The 25,180-nt window shown below is 34.3% G+C and carries 23 protein-coding genes, 1 tRNA gene and 1 pseudogene; 18 read left to right on the top strand and 7 right to left on the bottom strand.

Features of this window, described 5'->3' with window-relative positions:
• Positions 1-327: 327 nt before the first annotated feature.
• Positions 328-1,200: a hypothetical protein gene (locus BA053_RS00750; RefSeq protein ID WP_065106658.1), complete on the bottom strand. Its 873-nt coding sequence runs from the start codon at positions 1,198-1,200 to the stop codon at positions 328-330.
• Positions 1,201-1,315: 115 nt separating this feature from the next.
• Complete coding sequence (gene grxC, locus BA053_RS00745; RefSeq protein ID WP_065094576.1) at positions 1,316-1,654, bottom strand: glutaredoxin 3; 339 nt, start codon at positions 1,652-1,654, stop codon at positions 1,316-1,318.
• A gap of 68 nt (positions 1,655-1,722) precedes the next feature.
• On the opposite strand from grxC, the gene ribF reads away from it, so the two are divergent.
• From ribF to BA053_RS00725, 4 genes and pseudogenes are all read left to right on the top strand, one after another.
• Complete coding sequence (gene ribF, locus BA053_RS00740) at positions 1,723-2,655, top strand: riboflavin biosynthesis protein RibF (RefSeq protein ID WP_065106657.1); 933 nt, start codon at positions 1,723-1,725, stop codon at positions 2,653-2,655.
• Positions 2,652-3,128, top strand: coding sequence for a signal peptidase II (gene lspA, locus BA053_RS00735; protein WP_065094574.1), 477 nt, complete (start codon positions 2,652-2,654; stop codon positions 3,126-3,128). Before ribF ends, lspA begins: the two co-directional genes overlap by 4 nt.
• A gap of 29 nt (positions 3,129-3,157) precedes the next feature.
• Entirely contained in the window at positions 3,158-4,498 is a 1,341-nt protein-coding gene (locus tag BA053_RS00730) for a M16 family metallopeptidase (RefSeq protein ID WP_065095303.1), read from the top strand.
• Positions 4,485-5,795, top strand: a pseudogene (locus BA053_RS00725) (M16 family metallopeptidase). Before BA053_RS00730 ends, BA053_RS00725 begins: the two are co-directional and overlap by 14 nt.
• Positions 5,796-5,797: 2 nt before the next feature.
• Here the strand turns inward: BA053_RS00725 and purN are convergent.
• On the bottom strand, positions 5,798-6,364 hold the full coding sequence (gene purN, locus BA053_RS00720) for a phosphoribosylglycinamide formyltransferase (RefSeq protein ID WP_065094572.1): 567 nt from the start codon (positions 6,362-6,364) through the stop codon (positions 5,798-5,800).
• Between the two features lie 304 nt (positions 6,365-6,668).
• On the opposite strand from purN, the gene BA053_RS00715 reads away from it, so the two are divergent.
• Complete coding sequence (locus BA053_RS00715; RefSeq protein ID WP_006279382.1) at positions 6,669-7,085, top strand: hypothetical protein; 417 nt, start codon at positions 6,669-6,671, stop codon at positions 7,083-7,085.
• Here BA053_RS00715 and BA053_RS00710 read toward each other — a convergent pair.
• Positions 7,078-7,608 carry a Na+/H+ antiporter subunit E gene (locus tag BA053_RS00710; protein ID WP_065106656.1) on the bottom strand — a complete coding sequence of 177 codons (531 nt, stop codon included), beginning with the start codon at positions 7,606-7,608 and terminating at the stop codon, positions 7,078-7,080. The two genes, BA053_RS00715 and BA053_RS00710, sit on opposite strands and share 8 nt — an antisense overlap.
• Positions 7,609-7,676: 68 nt before the next feature.
• On the opposite strand from BA053_RS00710, the gene BA053_RS00705 reads away from it, so the two are divergent.
• The 11 genes from BA053_RS00705 (at position 7,677) to BA053_RS08260 (ending at position 18,430) form a co-directional block, all read left to right on the top strand.
• The gene (locus BA053_RS00705) at positions 7,677-9,623 is read left to right on the top strand and encodes an ankyrin repeat domain-containing protein (protein ID WP_065106655.1); all 1,947 of its coding nucleotides are present in this window, start codon (positions 7,677-7,679) and stop codon (positions 9,621-9,623) included.
• Positions 9,624-9,743: 120 nt separating this feature from the next.
• Positions 9,744-10,193 (top strand): SsrA-binding protein SmpB, encoded by a 450-nt coding sequence (gene smpB / locus BA053_RS00700; protein WP_065094569.1) that lies wholly within the window; start codon positions 9,744-9,746, stop codon positions 10,191-10,193.
• Between the two features lie 6 nt (positions 10,194-10,199).
• Positions 10,200-10,991: a prolipoprotein diacylglyceryl transferase gene (gene lgt / locus BA053_RS00695; RefSeq protein WP_065094568.1), complete on the top strand. Its 792-nt coding sequence runs from the start codon at positions 10,200-10,202 to the stop codon at positions 10,989-10,991.
• A gap of 690 nt (positions 10,992-11,681) precedes the next feature.
• On the top strand, positions 11,682-13,427 hold the full coding sequence (locus BA053_RS00690; RefSeq protein WP_065094799.1) for a type I secretion system permease/ATPase: 1,746 nt from the start codon (positions 11,682-11,684) through the stop codon (positions 13,425-13,427).
• Positions 13,428-13,788: 361 nt separating this feature from the next.
• Complete coding sequence (locus BA053_RS00685; protein WP_015589193.1) at positions 13,789-15,228, top strand: hypothetical protein; 1,440 nt, start codon at positions 13,789-13,791, stop codon at positions 15,226-15,228.
• Between the two features lie 4 nt (positions 15,229-15,232).
• The gene (locus tag BA053_RS00680; protein ID WP_065094800.1) at positions 15,233-15,841 is read left to right on the top strand and encodes a hypothetical protein; all 609 of its coding nucleotides are present in this window, start codon (positions 15,233-15,235) and stop codon (positions 15,839-15,841) included.
• Between the two features lie 4 nt (positions 15,842-15,845).
• Positions 15,846-16,661, top strand: a complete 816-nt coding sequence (locus tag BA053_RS00675) for a hypothetical protein (protein ID WP_065094808.1) — start codon at positions 15,846-15,848, stop codon at positions 16,659-16,661.
• A gap of 13 nt (positions 16,662-16,674) precedes the next feature.
• A tRNA-Arg gene (locus BA053_RS00670) sits at positions 16,675-16,748 on the top strand.
• Between the two features lie 67 nt (positions 16,749-16,815).
• Positions 16,816-17,298, top strand: a complete 483-nt coding sequence (gene ssb, locus BA053_RS00665) for a single-stranded DNA-binding protein (protein ID WP_010082448.1) — start codon at positions 16,816-16,818, stop codon at positions 17,296-17,298.
• A gap of 9 nt (positions 17,299-17,307) precedes the next feature.
• Positions 17,308-18,279, top strand: a complete 972-nt coding sequence (gene dapA / locus BA053_RS00660; RefSeq protein ID WP_065094801.1) for a 4-hydroxy-tetrahydrodipicolinate synthase — start codon at positions 17,308-17,310, stop codon at positions 18,277-18,279.
• Between the two features lie 25 nt (positions 18,280-18,304).
• Positions 18,305-18,430, top strand: a complete 126-nt coding sequence (locus BA053_RS08260; RefSeq protein WP_255356227.1) for a hypothetical protein — start codon at positions 18,305-18,307, stop codon at positions 18,428-18,430.
• Positions 18,431-18,675: 245 nt separating this feature from the next.
• On the opposite strand, the gene ligA is transcribed toward BA053_RS08260, so the two are convergent.
• Positions 18,676-20,673, bottom strand: a complete 1,998-nt coding sequence (gene ligA / locus BA053_RS00655) for an NAD-dependent DNA ligase LigA (RefSeq protein WP_065094802.1) — start codon at positions 20,671-20,673, stop codon at positions 18,676-18,678.
• Between the two features lie 214 nt (positions 20,674-20,887).
• Between ligA and gltX the strand changes: the two genes are divergently transcribed.
• On the top strand, positions 20,888-22,210 hold the full coding sequence (gltX, locus tag BA053_RS00650) for a glutamate--tRNA ligase (protein ID WP_065106654.1): 1,323 nt from the start codon (positions 20,888-20,890) through the stop codon (positions 22,208-22,210).
• A gap of 325 nt (positions 22,211-22,535) precedes the next feature.
• Complete coding sequence (locus tag BA053_RS07095) at positions 22,536-22,694, top strand: hypothetical protein (RefSeq protein ID WP_156518069.1); 159 nt, start codon at positions 22,536-22,538, stop codon at positions 22,692-22,694.
• A gap of 47 nt (positions 22,695-22,741) precedes the next feature.
• On the opposite strand, the gene BA053_RS00645 is transcribed toward BA053_RS07095, so the two are convergent.
• Positions 22,742-24,244, bottom strand: a complete 1,503-nt coding sequence (locus tag BA053_RS00645; RefSeq protein WP_174525427.1) for a leucyl aminopeptidase — start codon at positions 24,242-24,244, stop codon at positions 22,742-22,744.
• A 96-nt stretch (positions 24,245-24,340) separates the two neighbouring features.
• Positions 24,341-24,982, bottom strand: a complete 642-nt coding sequence (locus tag BA053_RS00640) for a protocatechuate 3,4-dioxygenase (protein WP_065095006.1) — start codon at positions 24,980-24,982, stop codon at positions 24,341-24,343.
• Between the last annotated feature and the right edge of the window lie 198 nt (positions 24,983-25,180).

The following is a 25,180-nucleotide window of genomic DNA, read 5'->3' as shown; positions in this document are numbered from 1 at the left end:
CAGCTTATATAGGTAAAAACCCAGAAATGTTGTGAAGACATAAGGTGCACATAGTGCAAAAAATTAAAAATAAGACGCCAAATACAAGTTTTCTTGTCGTTTTAATCTGCACAGATTGCGAAGTTAAATGAAATAGCTTCAGTTTCATGATAAGGGGGCTGGCGGAGTTTGTCAAGTAAGTTTTTCGTTTCTGTGGACTACTTAAATAACGGCTACAATGTTTGTACAGCTATGTACATAGCGCTGAAACCCAAAAAAAGAACCAAGTAGCCCTGGCTACTTGGATGACAAAAGGTAATACAAGAAATCTATTGGCTCTCGTATACCTTAGTGAAACTTAACAAGTTTATCTATAGTTTTAGTGATGATTCTTGGAGTATCCGGAGAAACTGCTGAGCTCAGCCTATTTAGTCGCTCTATAGCAAACTCGCTGTTCTCATTTGTTATGAAATCACATAAAATATTTTCTATATCCTTAGTAACACTTTCATGCTTCCTCAGAGGATGATTATGTGGATAACTACTGATGGTTTTGATACTGGAATACTCAACAAAAGCTTGATCCTTAAAAGCAAGTTGTCTCAATTTCTCTTTGAATTTTCCTTCTTCCTCTTTTGCTAAAAGGCGAGACTTTATCAGTGATTTTATAATCAAATTTATAGCTTGATGTATTTCAGAATGCACTATAACTTTAATGGTATTTTCTTCTACTATACAATCATAAATATTTTTTTCGCTCTGTAACGACTCTATTAATTTCTTGCTACTTTGTGAATTCAATTCCAAATTCTCCTCACTCATAGGAGTTATTATGAAGGTGTTCTTACTCACTCTGATGTTAAATTGTGGAAAGCCTTCAGAAAAGGAAAATGCTACATCCTTAAATTCAAGTGCGTGATTGTATGCAGCAAAAAGGGTGTGTGCTATAACACTGCTGGGCACCTTCATTCCATGTTTACTCAGGTGGTTCAATACATTTTCAACCTCATGATATGTAAAGTCTGTATCTTTTAGCAATTCAACAACTTCTATGCCGTTGTGTTGTTTATACTCTATTCTCACTTCTTCTGTAAAAAGTGTTTTAGCTGCTATATGTTTATCAAGCACTGTGAAAATCTTGATGAAATTCTCTAAATCTTGTTTGTTAACTAATTCGATACTAATTAAGTTTCTGCTAATAATTGAAATATTTTTTGTCATTTTTTCCCACTAAAAAAACTCACTGAATGAATTGTATTTTTAATTCATTAAGAATTGTTTAAAGTGAGCATACTAGTTTTCATTTACGTATTACACGACAAAACAAGATAAAAAGTTACATAAAATCATCATGTGGTATAACACACTCTCCACATTCATCATTGCTGTTTGTGTAGGTTGTGACATCAGTGTGATTGTCATTATTATTTAGCATATCATCCAACTTTCCTTCTTTTTCAAGATCCATCAATTTGTCACACCCCCCCATGTGCTTATCGTTGATAAAAATCTGTGGAACTGTTCTAACGTTATACTTTGATTTTATGTCGTTAAATAGATCTGAGTTTTTGAGCACATCAATTTCTTCATACTTCACACCTTTTTTATCTAGTAAATCCTTTGCCCTTATGCAGTATGGACAGCCCTTCTTTACATATATCACAACATTTTTCACAATTTATCTCCGTAGCTTGCTAAAATATAGTTATTATATATAAGAAACATGTAAAAACATCAAATTGTATGAAAATTATTTATAATTGTGAGCAAGGGATAGAAAATAATATAGCACTAACCTTCGGAAATTTCGATGGCATTCATTTAGGACACGAGTTTGCAATTTCTACTCTAAAGAAGGTAGCACAAGAAAGAGGATTACCCTCTGCAGTTTTAACTTTTGAGCCTCACCCATCAACTGTTTTATTTGGTAGAAACAATTTTAGGTTAATAGACCAAGAACAAAAAAAGGAACTGATCAGCAGCTATGGTATAGATTACTTGTATATTATTAATTTTAATAGAGGTTTTTCTGAGGTTGGCTGCGATGACTTTATCAGTAAGATTTTAATAGATAAATATGGCGCTAAACACATAATTGTCGGAGAAAATTGCACTTTTGGTCATAAACGATTGGGTAATATATTAACTCTAGAGAAATATTCTGAAACATATGGATACTCTTTGACTAAATTAGAGCCATTAATAATTGACGGCAAAATTTGCTCTTCTTCTTCAATAAGGGAGTATGTACAAAGGGGCGAAATAGAAATTGCTAATAAATTGCTCGGCAGACCTTATCAAGTTTCTGGTGTTGTGACAAAAGGTGCATGTAGAGGTAGAGAAATGGGATTTCCAACCATAAATATTCCTATAGAAGATTACATGATAAAACCAAAATTTGGTACATATTACGCTAAAGTGATGTTTTCTTATAATAACCCAAATTGGTTATATGGAGTAGTCAATATTGGTATGAGACCTACATTTAAGGATCTGAAAAAGCCCATAATAGAAATGCACATATTCGATTTTGATGAAGACGTATATAATCATAAAGTTAATATACAACTTTTAAAATTCATAAGGTCAGAAAAAAAATTCCATAGTATTGAGGAGTTAACAAAACAGATAAATTATGATATACTTAAAGTTTATAGGTTAAAGGCAAATTTATGAAAAAGTTATGCTTAATTGTTATATTAATTATAGTATTGATTGACCAAACGAGCAAATTGTACATAAACTCATTGATTGATGAGGGAGAATCAATTGAGATCGCTAGCTTTATAAAGCTAGTTGAAGTTTGGAATTCAGGCATTAGTTTTGGAATGTGTAGCGCTTTACAGCATGGCGGTTTCTTTTTTTCAGCATTTTCAATACTAATAATTGGTATACTTGCATACTTGATATACAAGTCTGATGATCAGTCAACTTACCTTGGGTTTTCTCTGATGATTGGTGGAGCAATCGGAAACGTAGTTGATAGGATCTATTGGGGAGCTGTATATGATTTCATATATTTTCATATTGATGATTGGTATTGGCCAGCCTTTAATTTAGCAGATTTATCTATAGTTTGTGGAATGTTTACATTGTTATATAAGTGGTATATATACGATATGCTTATTTCTAAACAAAATGGGGAATAAAGTAATTATGTTTATATTAGGTTAGGATAATGCTTCATAAGCTTTTTAGTTTTCTTATACTACCTGCACTTTTTTTTACTTACCCAATTTCTTTGAAGGCTTTGAGCATAGAGCACAACATAAAATATGCTAAACTCAGTAACGGACTAGATGTCTATGTTGTTCCTAATCATCGGATTCCATCTGTTTTACATGCAGTAATATATAAAGTTGGGGGAATGGATGATCCAATCGGCAAAGCAGGATTGGCTCACTACTTTGAACACTTAATGTTTAAAACTACAGGAAAGTTTAAAGACATAGAAGCCACTATGAGTAGCATTGGGGCTAAATTTAACGCGCTTACCACTAAAGAATATACCTGTTATTATGAGTTGGTCCCCAAAAAAGATTTACCACTGGCAATGGAAGTTGAAGCAGATAGAATGGGAAACTTTAATGTTACTCAAGACAAAATAGATAGAGAAAAAAACATTGTACTGGAAGAAAGAAAAATGAGATTTGATAACCAACCTCATAACTTGTTGTGGGAAGAAATGGATAGTGCATTTTATCGTACTGGCTATGGTAGATCTGTTATTGGCTGGGAGAGCGATATCAAAACTTACAATCAGGATGACATAACGAGGTTTCATGATAACTATTATCACCCCGGCAATGCAATATTACTGATTGTGGGTGATGTGGAACTTGATGAAGTAGTGAAATTAGCAGAAGAAAAGTATGGCGAAATTAAAGCTAAGCTTATAATTAGGCATTACCCTAATCAGGACCCAGTACATAACGCAGGTCTATCGGTGACCTTAGAAAGCACTGAAGTAAAAGAACCAGTTTTATATTTTCGTTATCGTGTACCCTTATTTGAGCATATAAACAAAGCTTCCGCTGCTCATTTAGCGGTTGACATTTTAGGTGGCGGCAAATCCAGCAAACTGTATAAAGATTTGGTTTTAGATAAAGATGTGGCAGTATCAGTGTTTGCTTATTATAATAGCCTAGCTTTTAGTGATGGCTACATTGATATTATGATAATTCCAAAAAGTGGCGCTAATTTAGATATTGTTGAAAGAGAGTTAGATAATACTATTAATGGCTTCGTATCTAAAGGGGTGACGAGCGAGGAATTACAAAGCTCAAAATATAGATACAAAGCAGCACAGTTTGATAATCTATCTGACTTAACTCATATAGCAATGTTTTATGTGCCGCACCTAGCACTTGGCATTCCACTTGATGAAATAGATATTTCATATAGCAAGATTAATGATGTCAATCTAGAGGATGTAAATAATAAAATCCGTGCTATTTTTTCTGCTAATAAGTTAATTGGTCGTTTATTACCAAAAGGAGATAATAATGAGAATAAGTAAAATTATATTTCTATTTTTTTTCTGTTTAGGCTTTAATTTACAAGCAAGTGGTAACCTAAATATAGAGGAGGTCACCACCCGTAAAGGATTTAAGTTTTTATTTGTAGAAAATCATGATTTGCCAAAAGTTTCACTCAATATATCGTTCAAAGATGCAGGTTACGTGTATGAGAATGCAGAAAAACAGGGACTTACCTGGTTTACTTCTCTTATAATTCAAGAAGGGGCAGGAAAAAATGATGCCAAAGATTTTGCGAAAAAGCTTGAAGATAAAGGGATTAGTTTAAATTTTATTGCTGATTTAGAAGCATTTAGGGTTTCATTAAATACTTTGTCTGACAATCTATAGGATGCAATTTCGTTACTGAGCGATACTATAATGCGTCCTAAGGTTGACCCTGAAGGGTTGCATAGGGTATTAGAGGTTGCTAAAGTGAATTTTAATCATCTTGAAAAAGATCCTGGCTTTGTTGCCAAAAGGGAATTGGAAACGTTGCTATTTAAAAAGCATCCTTACTCAAAAAGTGAATATGGAACTCTTGACACTGTAATGACCATTACTAGAGACGATGTTTTAACATACATAAAGCGTAATTTTGCTAAAGATAACATCGTTATCAGTGTTGTTGGTTGTGTAAAGAAAGAAGAAATTATTACGCTATTAGATAAATATTTATCTAAATTGCCATCAAAAAGATCGAAAGTTAGAAAAATACCTGTGAAAAATGATTTTGGTCCTGCAGAAAGTAAGAATATTTTTATGGATATACCACAGAGTGTGATACTTTTTGCTCAAAAAGGTATAACTTATGAAGATCCTAATTATTATAACGCTGGTGTCTTAATTGATGCACTTGGTGGCATGAGGCTGAATTCAATATTAATGACAGAACTGAGGCAAAACTTGGGTATTACTTATGGTGTTTATGCAAGTATTATTCCCAATAAACATGGAAATATTATATTTGGATTTATGAATACTGATAGTTCTACTGCTGGCAAAGCTATATCAGCGGTAAAAGATACATTGAGCAGAATAAAAAAGGAAGGAATTGACGAACAATTGTTCAAGGATGTAAAAATTGGCTTGGTAAATAATCTTGTCCTTCGCCTGTCCAATAACACAAATACAGCAATGCTGCTCGATGATATGCAGATAAATGATCGTGATGTTAACCGTATAAATAATTATGCGAATGTCATTAATGATGTTAAATTAGAGGAAGTAAACGAACTGGCAAGTTCTTTACTGGAACCTGAAAATTTATTTTTTGTTGAAGTTGGAAGAAACACTTAAGATCAATAATTAATACTTTCTGCTATTGATCTTACTGCTTCTACATAACACTTATGCTCCTCAGCTAGAATGCGTTCTGAGAGGCTTTGAACATCATCATTCGGTAGCACTGGCACAGCAACTTGAGCAATCATGGCTCCAGCATCAACCTCAGGAGTGACATAATGTACAGTACAACCTGTAATTTTTACACCTGCTTTTAGAGCTTGCTCTTGAGCGTTTAGGCCTTTAAAAGACGGAAGTAAAGAAGGATGAATATTTATCACCTTGTTATGCCATTTACTCAGAAAATCAGCTTTGAGAATTCTCATAAACCCTGCAAGGCAAATTAAATCAACCTTATGTTGAACAAGTATTTTGTGAATTTTATTAGCATCAAGTGGTTTATCTTTAACAACAAACGCTGGGATTCCTGCTTGCCCTGCTGCTTTCAGACCAGTAGCTTCACTATTATTTGTGATAACACATGCAACTTCTGCGGGAAAATTCTGATCTTGACATGCTTCTATCAAGGCCTGCATATTTGACCCCCTACCTGAAATTAGTATTCCGAGTTTTATCTTTTTCATTATAGCACAGTTAGTTTAGGATTTAGTTAATACTAACAAAACAGCTCAAAAGGAAAACTTATTTTATAGCAAAGAAGGTAAACTAAACTCTTTTATCAGTGGACCTCTAATTTTGGACCTCATTGGACAACACAAAAATAACGAATAGCCCCATGTACCCAGCTTAAACTAGCTTTAATGCTTAGATATTGTGCTATTTTTGTATAATATACTACTATAAGTATATATTTTTGTAATCGCGTTATTATTTATTTAACAAAGTATTAGTATAATTTATTACACTGAATTAAATGGAGAAAGTTCAATGAGTAAATTACCGAACAATGCAAAAATAGGTAAATCTCAGGTTACTCAGTGGGAGGTAATAAAAAATTGTGAATATGCTGATAATTGCTTGTCAAAAATAGTAACTTTGTACGTTATTAGAATAACTCAGCTATCAGATTTTTATACGAGTGACGAACCTGAAATTAACACTGTTTTAGCAAGAATAAGCGTGACAAGTGAAAATGTATTTTTAAACAAGGCTACTACTATTGAAGTTATGGAAGGTATTTTTCCGTATAAATTTAACAGCAAGAAGAGAAATAACATATTAAGGTTAGAAGATTTATATAATTATTTATGTTCTATTGTTAACAATAGCCTTCCAAAAGAAATGCTTGAAAGTCTTGTAAGGGAATATAAGGATGCTGTTAACTTATTTAAAGCAATTACTTAACTGAACGTAGTATTTTTAAGATTTTATTTTCTATTTCAGAAACGCCGCTTTCAAGGTTTTTATCTATCAAGCATATGGTAGACAAATACGTTTTTTGCTTGCTTTCAACATTGATAATTAAAGTTCCAGGAGTGATTGTAACTGAACTAGCAAATAATGCAATGCTTTCATCATTATGCCCTTTGCATTTTCTTAGGATAATGATCGGTTCAAGCTTAGATTTGAGTTGTAGCACCTTTTTTGTTACATAAACACTTGATAAAATGATTTGGTACATTAACCACGGTATATAACTTCCGAACTTATAAAACGACAGTCTACTCGTACCATTTAAAATCTGACTAAGAGCGCTTTCAGCGTTTATCAACCGTCTAAAGATAAACAATGTGAATATAGAGGAAAACACTCCACAAAAAATAAAAAACGGCTCAAAATAACCAGACAATACAGTCCATAGAACAAATAAAATTATAAATGACAGAGAAAAAAACTTGATTTCCTTCCTAAAGTTGAGGTTTTTCATAGTCTGTAATATAACTTAAATGACTCTTTAAGGAAAGATAATAACGAATATTTAGGTTCTTGACTTCTATGTTAAAAGATATAACAACTAAGTTATGTATTTTAAGTGAGGAAGTTATGAAATATGACAAATTTATGGAAATATTAAAAAAAATAAATGACCTTTCAGATTTGAGCAAGGACAATATAGTTGAAAAAATAAAAGCTAAGTTACAAGAAGAAGATCCAGATTTATGTCAAGAGTGGGAAAAGAGTAAACCTGACAACGATAGTGGGTCTGGCATAAATTACATATTTACTATATCTTGTGGTCAAAATTCTAAGAAAGTCAAATTGTTACATCTTGCTTCTTATTGGAACTGTGCAAATGTAGCAAAAGCTCTGATTGAAAACGGGGCAGATATTAATGCAGAACATGATAATAAAATTACTCCTTTACATATTGCTGCTCACTATGGCCACGAAGATGTAGTAACCATTCTAACTGGAAAAGGAGCAATTGTTGATGCAAAAAATGGTGATGGATGGACTTCTTTACATTTTACTGTTGAAAAGAACCACGAAAATGTAGTAAACACTCTAATTGGAAAAGAAGCAAATGTTAATGCAAAAAATGATAAAGGATGGGCTCCTTTACATCTTGCTATTACAAATGGCCACAAAGAGATAGTACAAGTTCTATCAAAAGCAAAAGGAATCGACGTTGATGCAAAAAATAGTGATGGGTATACTCCTTTACATCTTGCTGTTGCAAAGGGCCGCGAAGATATAGTAGAAATTCTCATTGCAAAAGGAGCAGATGTTAGTGCGAAAGATAATGATGGACGTACTCCTTTAATGCTTGCTCGAAAAGGCCATGAAGCGATAAAAAAAGCTCTATTAAAGGCACAAGAGAACATCAAAGCTTTGCCTTCAGCTGTTAAACATAATAATGAGGAGGAGGAGGTGAAAAACCTATTAAATAAAGGAGTAAACGTTAATGCAAAAGATGATGATGGATGTACTCCTTTACATCTTGCTGCCAGAGAGGGCTGCGAAGATGTAGTAAAAACTCTCATTGCAAAAGGAGCAAATGTTAATGCAGAAGGTATTGAGTACAAGACTCCTTTACATCTTGCTGCTGCAAAGGGCCATAAGGATGTAGTAGAAACTCTAATTGCAAACAAAGCAAATGTTAATGCAAAAGATGATGATAGATATACACCTTTACATCTTGCTGCTGAAGGGAACCACATAGAGGTAGTAAAAATTCTAGTTGAGAAAGCAGATGTTAATATAAAGGATGCTGATAGATGGACTCCTTTGCATGTTGCTGCTGAAAATGGCCACGAAGATGTAGTAAAAACTCTAATCGCAAAAGGAGCAAAGGTTAATGCAAAAAATGTTGATAGACGTACTTCTTTACATCTTGCTGCTAAAAATGGCCACGAAGATGTAGTAAAAACTCTAATCGCAAAAGGAGCAGAGGTTAATGCAAACAAAGGTGATAAACGTACTCCTTTACATCTTGCTGCTGAAAATGGCAAGAGAAAAGTGGTGGAAGCTCTGCTAGAAGCTGGAGCAGACTCTTCATTAAAAAATGTTGATGAAAAAACGCCAAGAGACCTTACTAAAGATCAAGGTATAGTTCAGCTTTTAGAGGAAGCGGAAAAAAAGCAAACGTTAAAAAATGAGAATAAAAAAACGCCAAAGGATCTTACTGAAAATAAAGATGTAATGCAGCTTCCAGAGAAAAAGGAAGAAAAACAGGTTGGAAAAAATGCAATTGTGAAAGAAAAAGAACAATCTGCAAAAAATGCAATTGTAAAAGGTGTTATTGTGTGTTTTGTAACTGCAGTGATAGTTGGTGTTGCACTTGCATTTGCTACTGCCCTATCCGTACCAGCAATAATTGGACTAGCTGCAGGATCTGCGCTCATAGTTGGTGCTGGTCAATATATAATGTCAAAGCCTAAAACTGAAATGAAAGAAGTAAAGGAACTTGTGCCTAGAGAGACAGAAAAAGCACTTACTTGATTTTTGTTATCCTGTTGCTATCAGACTAGCCTGGCACCTTATATTTATTGGGATAACTGTTTTATTATGAATTAAGTCAAAAACTCTGTAATATATTGAAGCTTAAAGATATCTTTAGATATGGAAGTTATTGCAGAAAATAGGAAAGCAAGGTTTGAATATTTCATCTTAGAAGAATTTGAAGCGGGTATGGTCTTATTAAGCAGTGAAGTTAAATCGCTAAGAGAAAGAAAAGTAAATATTTCCGACGCCTACGTTGTTGAAAAGAATAGCGAAGTATGGCTGCACAATATGCATATTGCAGAATATAAAGCTGCGAACCGAAAAAATCATAAACCAAAAAGGGAACGTAAATTACTCTTGCATAAAAAGGAGATAAATAAACTAATTGGTCAAATCAAGACTGCTGGGATAACTGTTGTGCCGCTTTTGGTCTATTTTAACGATAAAGGATTGGCAAAAACTAAAATTGCCATTGTAAAAGGAAAAAAACTCTACGATAAGAGAGCAACCATAAAACAGAGAGAGTGGGATCGTGAAAAAAGTAGATTGTCTAAGAATAATTTATAGCAAAATATGTCTTTAAATCCAGTAATTTTCAGCATCGGTCCTGTTTCTATATATTGGTATTCCTTAGCCTACGTTTTGGGTATAGTGTTTGCATATTGGTATTTACATAGGCTAGATGACCAAAAAATATTTACTAAGAATTTTTACGATTCGTTATTAACAGCCACTATTGTAGGTATTATCCTTGGAGGTAGACTTGGCTACGTATTGATATATGATCCAGTTCTTTATATAAGCAACCCTATTGAGATATTGAAGACCTGGGAAGGAGGGATGTCATTTCATGGTGGTGCTATAGGAGTTTTGCTTGCAGTAATAATTTCGTGTAAAAGACATAACATTCCTATATTTTATGCACTGGACCTAATTTCTTGCGGAGTTCCCATAGGTTTATTTTTAGGTCGCATAGGCAATTTTATAAACGGAGAGTTATTTGGCAGAGTTACAACTATGCCATGGGGTATGGTATTTCCAGAGAGTGGTGATAATTTGCTGCGTCATCCAAGCCAGCTTTATGAGGCACTTTTTGAAGGACTGCTACTTTTTGCAGTTGCAAATTCACTGTTTTTCTTAACTAGAATAAGACTGTATCACGGTGCGTTAACTGGTATTGCAGTTATGTGGTATGGAATAGCACGTTTTTTCGTTGAGTTTTTTCGCGAACCAGACTATCAAATTGGCTATTTGTGGCTTGATTTAACTATGGGGCAGTTGCTTTCTATACCTATGGTTTTGCTAGGAATGCTTGTATATCTAGGCGCATTAAATTTAAAATTTAATACGAAATCTGTCACATAGAGAAAAGGTGAGTTCAATAGAAAAATGTAGCCAGAAGCCCCACATTATGCACAATTGTACGAATTTTCTGCGTTGCAGTAGAATGAATCGGTGGGCTTTGTTGCATCGCTAGCTATGATGGATTAAAGATAAAAAAGGTGGAGAATATCAGTAGCTTATTATTCTGGTATTTATAACAAGAACGGTCAGTGAATACCTAAATTTGAGTAAAAGAAATTTCACTACCACTCACTAATCCGGCTAAAATTCAAGAATTTCAATGCTTTAGCTATTTTCAATAGAATTAAATTTATTAATATAAATAACAAATTACTATTCTTAAATTTGATCAGATTGATTGCAAAAAAACAAGATTTTCAATAAGTTGCTTATAATCCTAATTATAGTTAGCCTTTCATAAGTAGCGATGCAACAAAGCCATCCCAGTGTCAGCTACTTTCATGACACCATTTGCTGTGCAGTTTACCTTCAAAAATGAATGTTCGTACAGCTATAGAATGAATCGCGGTATGACGTAGCTTCGCTATAGGCAACGAAGGAAATATCAACTATACTTCTTTTTACCATTGTTTATATTTCCTATTCACATATATTAATATTTTACTCACTTAAAGTAAGCTAACTACCGTTATTAATATTTTTGTAATAAAAATTGTATATGGTGCATGTAATCAAATTAAGAGGAAGATTGTGGAAATTACGCCATCAATAAAAAAAGAATTGAAGCAAAGTACTCTATATATTTGCCTAGAAAAATGCAAAAGTGCATTTTGGTTTATCTTTTGGTTTAGTGCGGGAATCAATTTATTAATGTTATTCCTACCACTTTATACCTCTCAAGTGCTTGATCGGGTGATATCGAGCGAAAGTGTATCAACACTAACTATGCTGACAATTATCACTTTATCTGCATTTGCATGTTCTGCAATGCTTGAAACTTGTCGATATTTAGCCATGGCGAAAATAGGTGATTGGATCGATAAAACTGCAACACCAGATTTGATAGTAAGGTCAATTAGATTAACATCAGTGCAGAGCTCAACTTCAAGTGGTGAAGCAATACGAGATCTCGGAGTGATAAAAAATTTCATTACAGGAAATGGCATATTCTCACTGTTTGATACTCCATGGTCGTTAATTTACCTTGTTGTGATTTTCATGATACATACCTCCACGGGGTTCATAGCTATTACTGGAATCATCATATTAGTCTCTATGGCAATATGGAATGAACTTGCCACTAAACGAATATTACAAGAAACCAACGAAGAAACTATACGGAATATCAATGCTATAGATGTTGCAACAAGAAATGCAGAAGTGGTTGAAGCTATGGGCATGTCAGAATTCATAGTCTCTGATTGGTGTAAACGAAATGATCAGAACCGAGCAATGCAAATTAAAGCACAAAATCGCTCTAATGTAATTACTGGAATCACTAAATTTTTGCGCTCAACTCTGCAAATATCAGTGATTGGAACAGGTGCATTACTTGCAATCACAGCTCATAAGACTGCCGGTAGCATCATCGCTGCTTCAATTTTAATGGGTAGAGTATTAGCACCATTTGATGCTGCGGTTCATACTTGGAAGTTTTTAAATCAGGCTAGAATGTCATATGGAAGGCTACAAAGACTTATATTAACATCGCCAAAAAGAGAGCAAACGATGGCTCTACCAGAACCTGAAGGAAAATTGGAATTTGATAGAGTATTTTTTACTCCTTATGGAAGCAATAAGCCGACAGTAAAAGGAATATCATTCATTATAGATCCTGGAGATGTAGTTGGTGTTATTGGTGCAAGTGCTTCTGGTAAATCCACTATCGCAAAATTAACTGTTGGTGTATGGAAGCCAATATCTGGTGTAGTCAGACTAGATGGCGCTGATGTATATACTTGGAATCGAGAAAATTTTGGTAATTATGTTGGCTACTTACCTCAGGATATTGAGTTATTTAACACTAGTGTCAAAGCTAATATTGCTCGCATGAGGCCAGATCCAAATCCTGAAGAAATAATCAAAGCAGCAAAAATTGCAGGAATACATGAACTAATACTAAGCTTACCAAATGGATATGATACAACAATAGGAGGTCCTGGAGGAGTAACGCTCTCTGGCGGCCAAAAACAGCTTCTTGGACTTGCCAGAGCTTTTTATGGTCACACAAAACTTTTAGTACTTGATGAACCAAACGCTAACTTAGATAGCAATGGAGAGGCATGCTTAATTAATGCAATTGGCATTGCAAGAAAACAAAATACTACTACTGTTATCATCACTCACAAGCTACCGTTATTGTCCGTAGTTGATAAGGTGATCCTCATGTCAGATGGTGTCATTTACGCTATGGGACCAAAAGATGAGATTTTGAGCAAATTAGTTGCTCCATCATCAAGTACCACAGAAGATGAGCGCTCTTCAGCAAATGGTTAGTTTACTTACAATAAATTCTGTATCTGAAATAACAACTGTTCCAGAAAAATATATATTTCTTTACTATTAGAAATAATATTACAAGAATAGTAAATAGATTAATAACTCTTATTAATTAAAGTCAATCGGCAGATATAGCTAAAGTGGCTTAGGTTTACCTACAATTTGAAAAACAACAAATTCGTCTTAATGAATTTTCTTAATTTGTTATCTAAATAACTTAATATTAGTGGTAATTTTATAAAAAAATTATAATATAAATAATGTTGCTGCGAAAATTTATAACAATATTTCCCTCTAACGTTTAATGAATTTCAATAAATTGCCTTTTTAATTCTAGATAAGTATATGCTTTGTTAATATGTTTAGTTCAAAATCCAAAAGTAAGTTTATGCTTTCTATTGGAGAAGAAGGCATAATGTTACTATATTTTAAAAATAATACTTTAAATAAAAGGTATTTTGTTAAGGGCAAAAACGATAAAGCAGTTTCCGATTTAATTTCATGTCTTTCGTCAGATAAAAAAGCACCTTTATACCTGGTGCTTAATCATGCAGATCAAAATTACTCGCTACAGTTTATTACAAGGGCAAACAAGATTAGTGCCTATCTATCAGCAAAAACAAAGATGGAGCATTTTTCTCGTAATAATGACATAAGTTCAGTTTTTTTGGTTGAGAAGCCAAACAAATTCAATCAAAACTGGTGCTATCTTCTTGTTTCATCAAAAGCAAAGCATTTAGTAGAATATTGGTTGAATGTGTTTATTGAGATAGGCTCCAACTTTAAGGGAATATTAATGTTTCCTATAGAAATAAGTAATATAACAAAAAAGATTCTACATAAAGATCCTAATAATTGGAAAATTATAGTTGCTGCAACTAAAACGGGAGGCTATAGACAAGTGGTTCTTAAAGAGAATAAAATGGTATTTACGCGCTTAACATCATTTACTAATGATAATTTACCAGGAATTATCGCTGGTGGAATATATCAGGAAGTGCAAGATACTATTCGATCCTTAACTAAGTTTGGGTTTGAAAAAAATAACCCTATCGACCTTTGTATCATAGTGTCAGAAGATATCAAAGCTAGTTTATCAGTCATAAATTTTTCAGAGAACAGTGTGAACATATTAACTCCATATGAGTTAGGCAAACTATTAGGAGCAGAACTAGCTATAAGTGAAAAAGATAACTTTTGCGATACCATAATTTTGTTTCATAGCTTTAAGAATAAATTAGCAGCTATTTTTAATACAAAGGAAACTAAAGAATTTTATCTATTCAATTACCTTTATTTAAACTCTCCTCGAATTTTTCTATACTTCGCCCTGGTTTTAGTTATAACAAACACCCTTTGTTTGCTAAATTTGTATTCAAATTTCAATGTCGCTGATAATTTATCAGCAAAGCAGAACACCTTAAATAACCAATTAACAAAACTTAGCCAAAGCTATAATGTAAAAAAAATAGATGAAATTTATGATTTTATTAATATCAATAATATTTTATCAAAAATAGAATACTCTCCTCTTACACAAGTTAAGTATGTAGAAAAGTTAAAAATACCAGGTATAGAGCTTCGATCATTTGAATGGAATTATAATGAGGCAAAAAGTTATATTACCACAACTTTAAAGTTTAATTTTCAATCCGGTAAAAATATTTCTCATCAATACGAGAAACTACGAAAAAATTTAAACGATAATTTTCGTACCTATGACATTAATATTTCTAGCTTACCTGCTGCTAAAGAGCAAAATCTATCTATTGATGTTGAAATAGGAGAGGCAATGTAGATTAATGACTATCTCTCAATTAAAAAGAAAAGCTACAATTCAGTTTATATCGTATTTGTTATTATCTGTTGGATTAATAGGGTTATTAACATATGTTGTTATCTATAACGAAAAGATTTATAATAAAAACCAAATTGCGATTGATAAAATACGTTCTATTAATTTACAGATTACTGGAATTCAAAAAAAGGAAGTTGTTCTAAATAAAAACCTAGATTTATGGAAAAAAATTTCTTCTTCAAATTTACATAGTAGCAGATACATTGCAAATTTAAATTTCGAGCTTAGCAAGTTATATAAAAAGTACTATATATTAGAACCTGAAATATCAATTTCTATACCCGAAGAAGTTGAGCTCCACAACAAAAGTGAACGCACAAAAGTAATAAAAAGTGAAGTGGTCCTAAATTTAAGCTCAATCAGCGATAAGCATATTTTTTTATTTCTACAGTCTATTCCAAATCTGCCCGGTTATGTTATGATCAAATCTCTTATTTTAAATAAGCAGAGAAATATTGATGCTGCAACTATGAATCAGATTTTGAATGGTAATATGATAGAGATAGTGAGAGCTAATATAGTCTTTGATTGGTATACTATATTAAGTAGATAAGGTGATGAACATAAAGCTGTTTTTTATTTTTACGCTACTCATTTCCAATGTTAATGCATATTGCAGTTGTGAAGATATCATAGAAAGCATAGAAATTTGTAAGGAGTATTCTTGCCGACAATATATTGGCAATGAAGATTTTATTGAGCATAAAATATTAGGATTAAATAGTGGAAATTTATGCGTATATATAGAAAAACAAGGTAATGATGAAATGGTTTGTCATCATTCTCAGTATGGAATGATGATAGAAAAAAGATATTTTGAAAGTATTCTTAAAGTTGGCAATCAAGAAATCGACGATTTTATTGATATAGCAAATTTGCGTGCAAAAGAGTGTTTCTTTATCAACAATCAAAAACTAAGCTATACAGATCGGGACGATATAATAAGAGAAGCAGTGGAAAGTGACTTTGACGTTTTGTCACAATATAGTAACGTAAAAAGCATTTTTTTTGATGAAGAGCCAGTTAATAGAATGGTCAATGAAATGGAAAAGTTCAATTTACGATCTTCAAGAGCTGTAAAAGAGGAGGTATCAGATAATTTCAACTGTAAGGTAGTGAGTTTAGACTCAATTTTATATCTTTCTCCCGATACATGGAAAATATGGGTAAATGGAAAACTGTTTATAAATACCAAGGATTTAAAAGTGCACTCAGTCACTGAAAATTATGTAACTTTTGTATGGACCGTAGATCAAAAAGCAATAAAAAAGCATGCGAATGATTCTCAAAATGTATATTTTGGATATGGGAGTATTATGTTTACGCTTTATCCAAAACAAAAATTTGACTTGGATGGCTTATCTATTAAATAACTTAAATATATATGCGCTTGTAGCTCAGTTGGATAGAGCGTTGCCCTCCGGAGGCAAAGGCCGTGGGTTCGAATCCCTCCAAGCGCACTTTTAATTAAATTTGACAATAGTATTTTCACATAAGATAATAAAAGGATTTATTTAGAGCATAATTATGTCTGGTGGTACCATAAACAAAGTCATACTAGTTGGTAATTTAGGAAAAGATCCTGAAATTAGGACTACACAAAATGGAAAAGAAATGGCAAGTTTTTCAATAGCCACGTCTGAAAGTTGGACTGACAAACTTTCCGGTATGCGCTCTGAAAAGACAGAGTGGCATAATATCGTAATTTTTAGTGAAGGATTAGTAAAAATCGTCAAAGATTTTGCACGCAAAGGCAGTAAAGTTTATGTTGAAGGTTCTTTGAGAACTAGAAAATGGACTGACCAAAACGGTGGTGAAAGATACACAACAGAGGTGGTTCTATATAATTTTAATAGCGCTCTTACTCTCTTGGATTCACGAAATAGTGCGCCAAATTCTGATTACAAGCCAAGTGAATACAAACAAGGTGAAACAGAACAAAAAGATAAACACGAAAGTTTTGACAACGATATAAAAGATGAACTACTCGACGATGAAATACCATTTTAACAATTTAAATTGAAATCTACATTTTTATGGACTGCTTGTGTTACTCCTTTTAATTGCAATGGGGATAGCATAGATTATAGCAGTTTGCAGCGTTTACTGACAATGCAAGTTAAAGCTGAAAATGGCGTAGTGTTGCTGGGTAGCACAGGTGAGAGCCTATCGCTTACTGATTCTGAAAAACGCGAGTTAGTTGAATTTGTATGTAAGCTAAAATTAAATACAAAAATTATAATTGGCGTACCAGGGGTGAATCTATATCAGGCTCTTGAATGGCTTGATTTTTGCAAGGGTATGCCTATTCACGGCTATCTAATGACAACTCCCATTTATGCAAAGCCCGGAATTATGGGGCAGACTTTATGGTTTGAAAAGCTACTTGAAAGAGCACATGTGCCGGCTATGCTTTATAATATTCCATCAAGAGCAGGAGTGAGTCTCCACGCTGAAACTGTACGCAACTTATCCAGCCATGAAAAATTTTGGGCTATCAAAGATTCCAGTGGCACCGTTGATACTTTAGCTCAGTATAAGAAAGTTGCACCAAATATTGAGGTCTTTTGCGGAGATGATAATATGATATCTGATATGGCCGCTTATGGTGCGGCTGGTCTGGTTTCTGTTGCTGCCAATGTTTGGCCGCGTGTAGCGCATGAATACGTTAAGCAATGTCTGAACGACGAACTCTCTTCACTGTCATTCCAGCGCGTGACGCTGGAATCCAGAAGGAAACCTGCTCAAATGACAGAAAATGACATGAAAAGTTCAACAGATATCTGGCAACAAGCCTGCAAAGCACTATTTATTGCCAGCAACCCAATACCTACTAAAGCACTTTTGCATGATATTGGTCTTATAGAACATCAAACTGTCCGCCTACCGCTCAGCACAGAAGACTTGCCGTCTGTTGATGAGATAAAAAAAGCAACCGAAATAATTCTAAATTTGGAGAAAGTTAATCATTGTTGTCATCCTATGGCTTGACCCACAACTGTACGAACACTGCAATATGGTACGATATCACATAGTAAACGACGTCATGAAGGTAGCTGACACTGGTTCCTTTATGACGGCAGTGCTTGACACTGGGATGGCTTTGTTGCATCGCACCTTATGCGGTAGTAATTTACGATAAATTCATGTAGCCATTTCGAATTTAGCCATACCAATGTCAGTAAATTGATTGTATCTGTTCAGGCAATGGCGTCAACTTAAGGAAAAATATCAGCGATAGTGTATAAAATTTCTCTCTAAATTTTTTATCATTAAATTATCCAAAGAGTGCAATAAACAGCACTTTTGTTTCTGTTTTATTTCAACAAAGAAATCTAAAATGTGTCCTTAAGTTGACGCCATTGCCTGAACGGATACATCCAAGTGTCATTTGAGCACTCCCAAACTTATCACTTTATGCCACTGGTCTTCATCTAAAATTTCTACACCTAATTCCACTGCCTTTTTATATTTGGATCCTGGTTTTTCTCCTGCAATTAGGTAGTCAGTTTTAGCAGAAAGATGTGAGCTGACCTTTGCTCCTAGAGTTTTGGCTCTTACTTTTGCCTCTCCTCTACTCATAGCAAGTAGCCTACCAGTAAACACTATAATTTTATTATTTAAAACAGAGTCACTAGAGTTGGAGCTCGCAGGAAGAATTTGAAGACAAGCAGTAAGATCATTTAACATTTTGATGTTATGTTCCTTAGAAAAAAATGATTCCAAAGATTCAGCCACTTTTTTTCCTATGCCGTCTATACCTACTAGCTCAGTATTATCTGATGACAGTTCAATCATCGAATTATACCAATTATCATAAGAAACATAATAATCTGCGAGCAATTCTGCTGCAACTTGGCCAATAAATCTAATACCTAAAGAAAATATAAACCTATCTAGAGTTATTACCCTTCTGCTTTGTATAGCATTTAATAAATGAGCTATTGATTTCTTGCCCCAACCAGACTGTTCTTCCAGATTAAATTCATCCAATTTTTCTTCTAAAGTAAAAATATCATGGATTTGTTTTATCAGACCAAGGTCGTAAAAAAACTCTATCTGCTTATCACCAAGGCCAACAATGTCAAATGCATCTTTCGATACAAAATGCTTTAGTTTTTCTATTATTTGAGCTTTACAGGCAAATTCCTCAGGACATCTTACTGCCGCCTCTCCCTCAACCTGACGTACTTTACTACCACATTCAGGGCATACTTCAGGAAACACAAATTCAGGTGTATTTGGAAGACGAGAATCTCTGCTTACTTCAACGATCTGGGGAATTACATCCCCTGCTCTTTTGATTGTTACAATATCTCCCTCTCTTATGTCTTTACGTTTTATCTCATCTTGGTTATGCAGACTTGCTCTACTAACTAGCACCCCACCAACATTGACTGGCACTAAATCTGCAACTGGAGTTAAAACCCCTGTTCTGCCCACCTGTATAAATATCTTGTTTAACTTTGTTTTTGCATAAACCGCAGAAAACTTGTATGCAAGTGCTGAGCGCGGTGCTTTGTGAGTATTCCCTAGACGATTTTGTAGTACCAAATCATTTACTTTATAGACTATTCCATCAATATCATAATCCAAGTTATAGCGACAATTATAGATCTCGTTATAGAACTTCAGCATTCCATCCAAACTACTCGTTAAGGACTGATGCTCATTTACGCAAAAACCAAGTGCCTCAAGCTTATTTAGTATTTCACTTTGACTTTTCTCTGCCCCACCAATTAAAGAATAAGCAAAATATCTAAGTGGTCTACTTGCTGTAATGTTTGCATCCAATTGCTTTAGAGAACCAGCGGCTGCATTTCGAGGATTGGCAAATTCATCGTTTTCATTTAACTTTAAAAAGTCGCTGTTACTGATGTATATTTCACCTCTTACTTCTAGTCTTCCTTGCACACCTTGCAAAAACTTAGGAAAGCCTTTTATTGTTGCAACATTGTGAGTGACATCTTCTCCTACAAAACCGTCGCCTCGAGTTGCAGCTTTAACAAATCTTCCATCCTCATAAATTGCAGAAAACGACAACCCATCAATTTTTGGCTCACATAATATCTCTATTTTGTCCTCAATTAAAAACCTCTTTATTTTAGACAAAAATTTCTCTACACCTTGTTCATCATAAGCATTCTCAAGGGAAAGCATAGGTTCTTGATGTTCCACCTTAGAAAACCTCTCATCAGGTGAAGCACCAACACTATCTTGTGTTGCATAAGCTTCTGGAAGTTGTGCCTTTATTTCAGCTAACTTTTTCTTCAGTTCATCATATTCAGCATCACTTATTTCTGGCTTATTTTTTTGGTGATATAAAACATTATGATAATTTATTTGATCTTGTAGTTTTTCTCTCATCTTTTCTAAGTTAGTCATGATACCAATATAATGCTACATTAGCCTTTGTCGTCAAGCTGTGAATTTTCTTGAATTTATCATATGGTCTTAATCCATCAAATATCAAAGGTGCCACAATGCTATAGCCATACTTATTCTTCTCTTGCTCAATTGTATTAGCAGATCTCACTTGCTTTAGCCATATGTTTATATAAAATTAAAATAAATTAGAGTAAACAATATTGCTATTTAAATGCTAACAAGATTCGCTCCAAGCCCAACTGGCTACCTCCACGTAGGAAACGTACGAACTGCTTTGGTTTGTTGGATGTACACACGCAATCAAAATGGAAAATTTTTACTCCGTTTTGATGATACTGACCTTCAGCGTTCAGATGTCAAATATATAAATGATATCATACAAGACTTGAAATGGATTGGCATAGATTGGGATGCAAGTTTCAAGCAATCAGAGCGCTTTGAGCGTTACAATGAGGTGTTTTTGCAGTTAATAAAAGAAGGGCATATTTATGCATGCTATGAAACAAGAGAAGAGTTAGACATTAAACGAAAATTGCAGTTAAAACAAGGACTTCCCCCGGTATATGACAGAAGCGCGTTACTTCTAACTGAGCAAGAGAAAATTCGTTATGAGCAAGAAGGAAGAAGACCACATTTTAGATTTAAATTGGATAGAAATGAAGTTGTTAAATGGAATGATGAAGTTAAAGGTGAAATAAATATTGCAACCAGTAGCGTCAGCGACCCTGTGGTAAAAAGAGAAGATGGAATTTACACATACATGTTACCTTCTGCTATCGATGATGTTGACTTTAATGTAACTCATATTGTACGCGGGGAAGATCATGTAACTAATACCGCAGTTCAGATCCAAATGATTAAAGCATTAAAAGCGAAAATTCCTATGTTTGCTCACCTTTCTCTGCTACATTTTGATGATAGCAAGATATCGAAACGGAAAGGCGGGCTGGATATCAAGTCCATAAGAGAAGATGAGACTGAACCAATGGCGCTAACTAGCTATTTAGCAAAACTTGGAACATCTGATCCGATAGAAGCTCATGTTGACATACAGTCTTTAATTGACTCATTTGATATTAAAAAATTTAGCTCAGCATCTGCACAATTCAGCTTGAGTGAAGTATACAAGCTAAACAGCAAAGTGCTGCAACAAATGCCATTTGAAATGGTGCAAGACCGTTTAAATCAAATTGGAGTGGACTCCTCAGAGTTTTGGTATTTTATAAAGAACAATATAGAAAGGTTTTCTGAGGTGGCTAAGTGGTGGAAAATATGCAAATCTGATATAGAGCCTGTGATTCTTGATAAGGAGCTTATAAAAATTGCGTTCAATGCATTGCCCCAAGGTGATTGTAATGAAAACACGTTGTCAGAATGGGTCAAAACTATTCGACAAACAGTGGATATAAAGGCAAAAAACCTATTTACGCAGTTGCGTTCAGCTTTAACAGGAACAGAAACAGGACCAGAGCTCGCTAAACTATTAATTTTTATCGGCAAAGAAAATATCATTGCAAGGTTAAAAGAAAAGTGAAAACTAAAGAATTATAGCTAATGCAATCCCTACATTATACCGCGATTCATTCGCGGTATCTCTTAGCCGCTAACAAGTAGCGGGATGACGATTGTCAGGGTGTCATTCCAGCGCCCCTATGATGTCATCCGAGTAGCCGACACTGGTTTCCATCCAAGACGGTGTCATTCCAGTGCTTGACACTGGAATCCAGACTTTAATTGTTATACTTGTAAATAATCTGGTGAAAATAAACGTTCATCTCAAAATGCAGTATTTTTGTTGAAATAGCTCAACTGGATCCCAGTGTCTGGGCACTGGGATGACACCATAGGAGGCTACTTGGATGACAGCAGTCCTACGTCATACCGCCGCAGTATCTCTAGATCCCGCTAACAAGCAGCGGGATGACGGTTGTCAGGGTGTCATGAAAGTAGCTGACACTGGAATCCAGAAAAAAAGAAATATGTATCAGCTACTTTCATTTGCTGCGCCTCAAAAATAAACGTTCATGTAGCTGTAAGTCAAGCCATAAATCCAGTATAAAGACCTTTAATCATTGGCTTCGTAGTACTTTTCAACCAACTTATTAAGTAACCTTACACCAAAACCTACTGCTCCTCTTGGGCAAATGTCAGTACCTTTTTCGTGCCAAGCAGTGCCTGCGATATCTAAATGTGCCCAGCAAGTTTCATTCACAAAACGCTGTAAAAACTGTGCAGCCATTATGCTATCTCCACCAGAGCCTACAGGAGCAATGTTTTGAACATCAGCAATCGGTGAATCAATAATTTTGTCATAAGTTTCATTCATAGGAAAACGCCATAACTTCTCACTTACTTCATTTCCTGCATCAATCAGACGGTTTGCTAATTCATCATGATTTGAAAAAAGACCAGCATATTCGTTATTTCCAAGTGCAACCACTATAGCACCAGTTAAAGTTGCAAGATCAATCATAAATTTTGGTGAGAATCTGTCTTGCGTATACCATAAAGCATCTGCAAGTATGAGCCTTCCCTCTGCATCGGTATTCAACACTTCTATCGTCTGTCCAGACATTGAAGTTACTATATCACTCGGTCTTTGAGCATTACCATCCACTGCATTTTCTGCAAGTGCGACCACACCGATCGCATTTACTTTTGCTTTTCGTCCTGCTAAAGCATGCATCACCCCAACCACAGTAGCAGAGCCTGCCATGTCATATTTCATCGACTCCATACCACGTGAAGGTTTGAGCGATACTCCACCAGTGTCAAACGTTATGCCTTTACCAACAAAAGCTATTGGCTTTTGTTCTTTAGCAACTCCATTCCATTTTATCACTACTAATTTTGGTTCTTTACTACTTCCTTGTGCAACTCCAAGCAAGGCTCCCATTTTTTTCTCTTCCATCTGCTTTTTATCAAGCACCTCGATTTCAAGGCCAAGCTTAGTAAGTTCTTTTTTTATATGATCAGCATAGGATTCTGGATATAGAATGTTAGGAGGCTCTGTTATAAAAGAGCGCGCAAGGAATATACTCTCACCTTCTTGCCTTAAGTGCTCAAATGATCTTTCAGCATTACTTAATTGCTCATCTTTTACTAATACGGTAATCTCCTCTACCTCTGTAATTTTCTCATCCTTTTTAGTTTTATACTTATCAAACTTAAAACTACGCAGAAACGCACCATATGCAACATTTGCTGCACTACCTTCGATTAAAACCGCTGCTTTTTTAATTTTTAATCTGCTTAGCTCACAATATATTTTACCACCAATATTTAATTCTTTATTTTCATTCCATTCATCCTTCTTACCCAGTCCAACAACTATAACATTTTTTTCTTCTGGCAAAGCAGTAGAGAAAAATTCACCAAAACTTCCATTGAAATCGCTAAATTGCTTTATATTATCTATGACCTGTTTTCCTTGCAAAACTCCGCCATCATTTACGGTTTCGTTGTCTTCAAATAAACCCATTACTATTGTTTTAAAATCGGGCGAAATTTTAGAAATTGTTATTTTCATTGCTGGCATCTCCATTGCAAATAATTGTAAACTGTACATAAAACACAGCAAAAACATCAGTAAGATATTTTTCATATACATCCTAAGTACAATAACACTTAAGTTTACTATGGACTCCCTTACATGCAAGGTTTTTTATCTTTTATTAGAGAACTTATTATATCCGCCCAAGGTAATGTTAAACGTATAGGTTTTTATGACCTGATCACTGTAAGTAAATGGTGTTATGAGAAGGCTTGCAAGCCCATTACTAACAAAATCTCCAAGAACAGGATCAGCACAATTATCGCAATTATGGTCAGCAAAAAACATTTGCGTTGTGAATTCTGGAAAATCTGGATGTTGAACTAGAAAGTTGATATGTGGAGCTCTATCACCAATTTTACCAGGTGCTATCGTAACAAAATTATAATAGCCAAGATTATTCACTACAAACCTTCCTGATCCAGCAAAATTCGGATCATCCTCTATATTCTTATCGTAATGGTTCACGCCGCGTGAATTCGCGTGCCATATAGAAACTACAGCATTTTGTATTGGTAAACAGTTTATATCAGTAATTCTACCCACTATGTGTATTAATTCTCCTGTTGCACTATTTGGAGAACCAGGTTTCCTTCTTAAATTGTTTGAAGAGCTAAAATTTTTTGGCCTTGCATCAAGGTCATATATTTCCGGAGTTTCAATGCAGTTGAGCAAAACAGGATCAGCTGCAAATAGCGGCAAACTGAATACCATTTGTACTAAAAACGCTAATAAGATATTTTTCACATTCATTTTATTTATAATAGACTTCTTGCATAACCATATAACAAACTTTTATTGGAAATAGAAACGAAAAAACTTGCTTGACACCCTTCGCCAGCCCCTTATCATGAAACTGAAGGTATTCAGTTATCTTCATCTGTGCAGATTAAACAGCAAGAAAACAACGTAGTTGGCGTCTTATTTTTAATTTTTTGCACTATGTGCACC

The sequence above is a fragment of the Wolbachia endosymbiont of Nomada ferruginata genome, assembly GCF_001675785.1.
In the GTDB taxonomy this organism is placed as follows: Bacteria; Pseudomonadota; Alphaproteobacteria; order Rickettsiales; family Anaplasmataceae; genus Wolbachia; species Wolbachia pipientis.
Note: the sequence above shows the minus strand (reverse complement) of the source record. Positions and strands in the feature narration are given on the sequence as shown.

Bases quoted from the DNA above. Each gene is read 5' to 3' on its own strand.
- BA053_RS00750 (WP_065106658.1), bottom strand. From the start codon at position 1,200: ATGACAAAAAATATTTCAATTATTAGCAGAAACTTAATTAGTATCGAA.
- ribF (WP_065106657.1), top strand. From the start codon at position 1,723: ATGAAAATTATTTATAATTGTGAGCAAGGGATAGAAAATAATATAGCA.
- lspA (WP_065094574.1), top strand. From the start codon at position 2,652: ATGAAAAAGTTATGCTTAATTGTTATATTAATTATAGTATTGATTGAC.
- BA053_RS00730 (WP_065095303.1), top strand. From the start codon at position 3,158: ATGCTTCATAAGCTTTTTAGTTTTCTTATACTACCTGCACTTTTTTTT.
- purN (WP_065094572.1), bottom strand. From the start codon at position 6,364: ATGAAAAAGATAAAACTCGGAATACTAATTTCAGGTAGGGGGTCAAAT.
- BA053_RS00715 (WP_006279382.1), top strand. From the start codon at position 6,669: ATGAGTAAATTACCGAACAATGCAAAAATAGGTAAATCTCAGGTTACT.
- BA053_RS00710 (WP_065106656.1), bottom strand. From the start codon at position 7,608: ATGAAAAACCTCAACTTTAGGAAGGAAATCAAGTTTTTTTCTCTGTCA.
- BA053_RS00705 (WP_065106655.1), top strand. From the start codon at position 7,677: ATGTTAAAAGATATAACAACTAAGTTATGTATTTTAAGTGAGGAAGTT.
- smpB (WP_065094569.1), top strand. From the start codon at position 9,744: ATGGAAGTTATTGCAGAAAATAGGAAAGCAAGGTTTGAATATTTCATC.
- lgt (WP_065094568.1), top strand. From the start codon at position 10,200: ATGTCTTTAAATCCAGTAATTTTCAGCATCGGTCCTGTTTCTATATAT.
- BA053_RS00685 (WP_015589193.1), top strand. From the start codon at position 13,789: ATGTTTAGTTCAAAATCCAAAAGTAAGTTTATGCTTTCTATTGGAGAA.
- BA053_RS00680 (WP_065094800.1), top strand. From the start codon at position 15,233: ATGACTATCTCTCAATTAAAAAGAAAAGCTACAATTCAGTTTATATCG.
- BA053_RS00675 (WP_065094808.1), top strand. From the start codon at position 15,846: ATGAACATAAAGCTGTTTTTTATTTTTACGCTACTCATTTCCAATGTT.
- ssb (WP_010082448.1), top strand. From the start codon at position 16,816: ATGTCTGGTGGTACCATAAACAAAGTCATACTAGTTGGTAATTTAGGA.
- BA053_RS08260 (WP_255356227.1), top strand. From the start codon at position 18,305: ATGGTACGATATCACATAGTAAACGACGTCATGAAGGTAGCTGACACT.
- ligA (WP_065094802.1), bottom strand. From the start codon at position 20,673: ATGACTAACTTAGAAAAGATGAGAGAAAAACTACAAGATCAAATAAAT.
- gltX (WP_065106654.1), top strand. From the start codon at position 20,888: ATGCTAACAAGATTCGCTCCAAGCCCAACTGGCTACCTCCACGTAGGA.
- BA053_RS07095 (WP_156518069.1), top strand. From the start codon at position 22,536: ATGACAGCAGTCCTACGTCATACCGCCGCAGTATCTCTAGATCCCGCT.
- BA053_RS00645 (WP_174525427.1), bottom strand. From the start codon at position 24,244: ATGTACAGTTTACAATTATTTGCAATGGAGATGCCAGCAATGAAAATA.
- BA053_RS00640 (WP_065095006.1), bottom strand. From the start codon at position 24,982: ATGAATGTGAAAAATATCTTATTAGCGTTTTTAGTACAAATGGTATTC.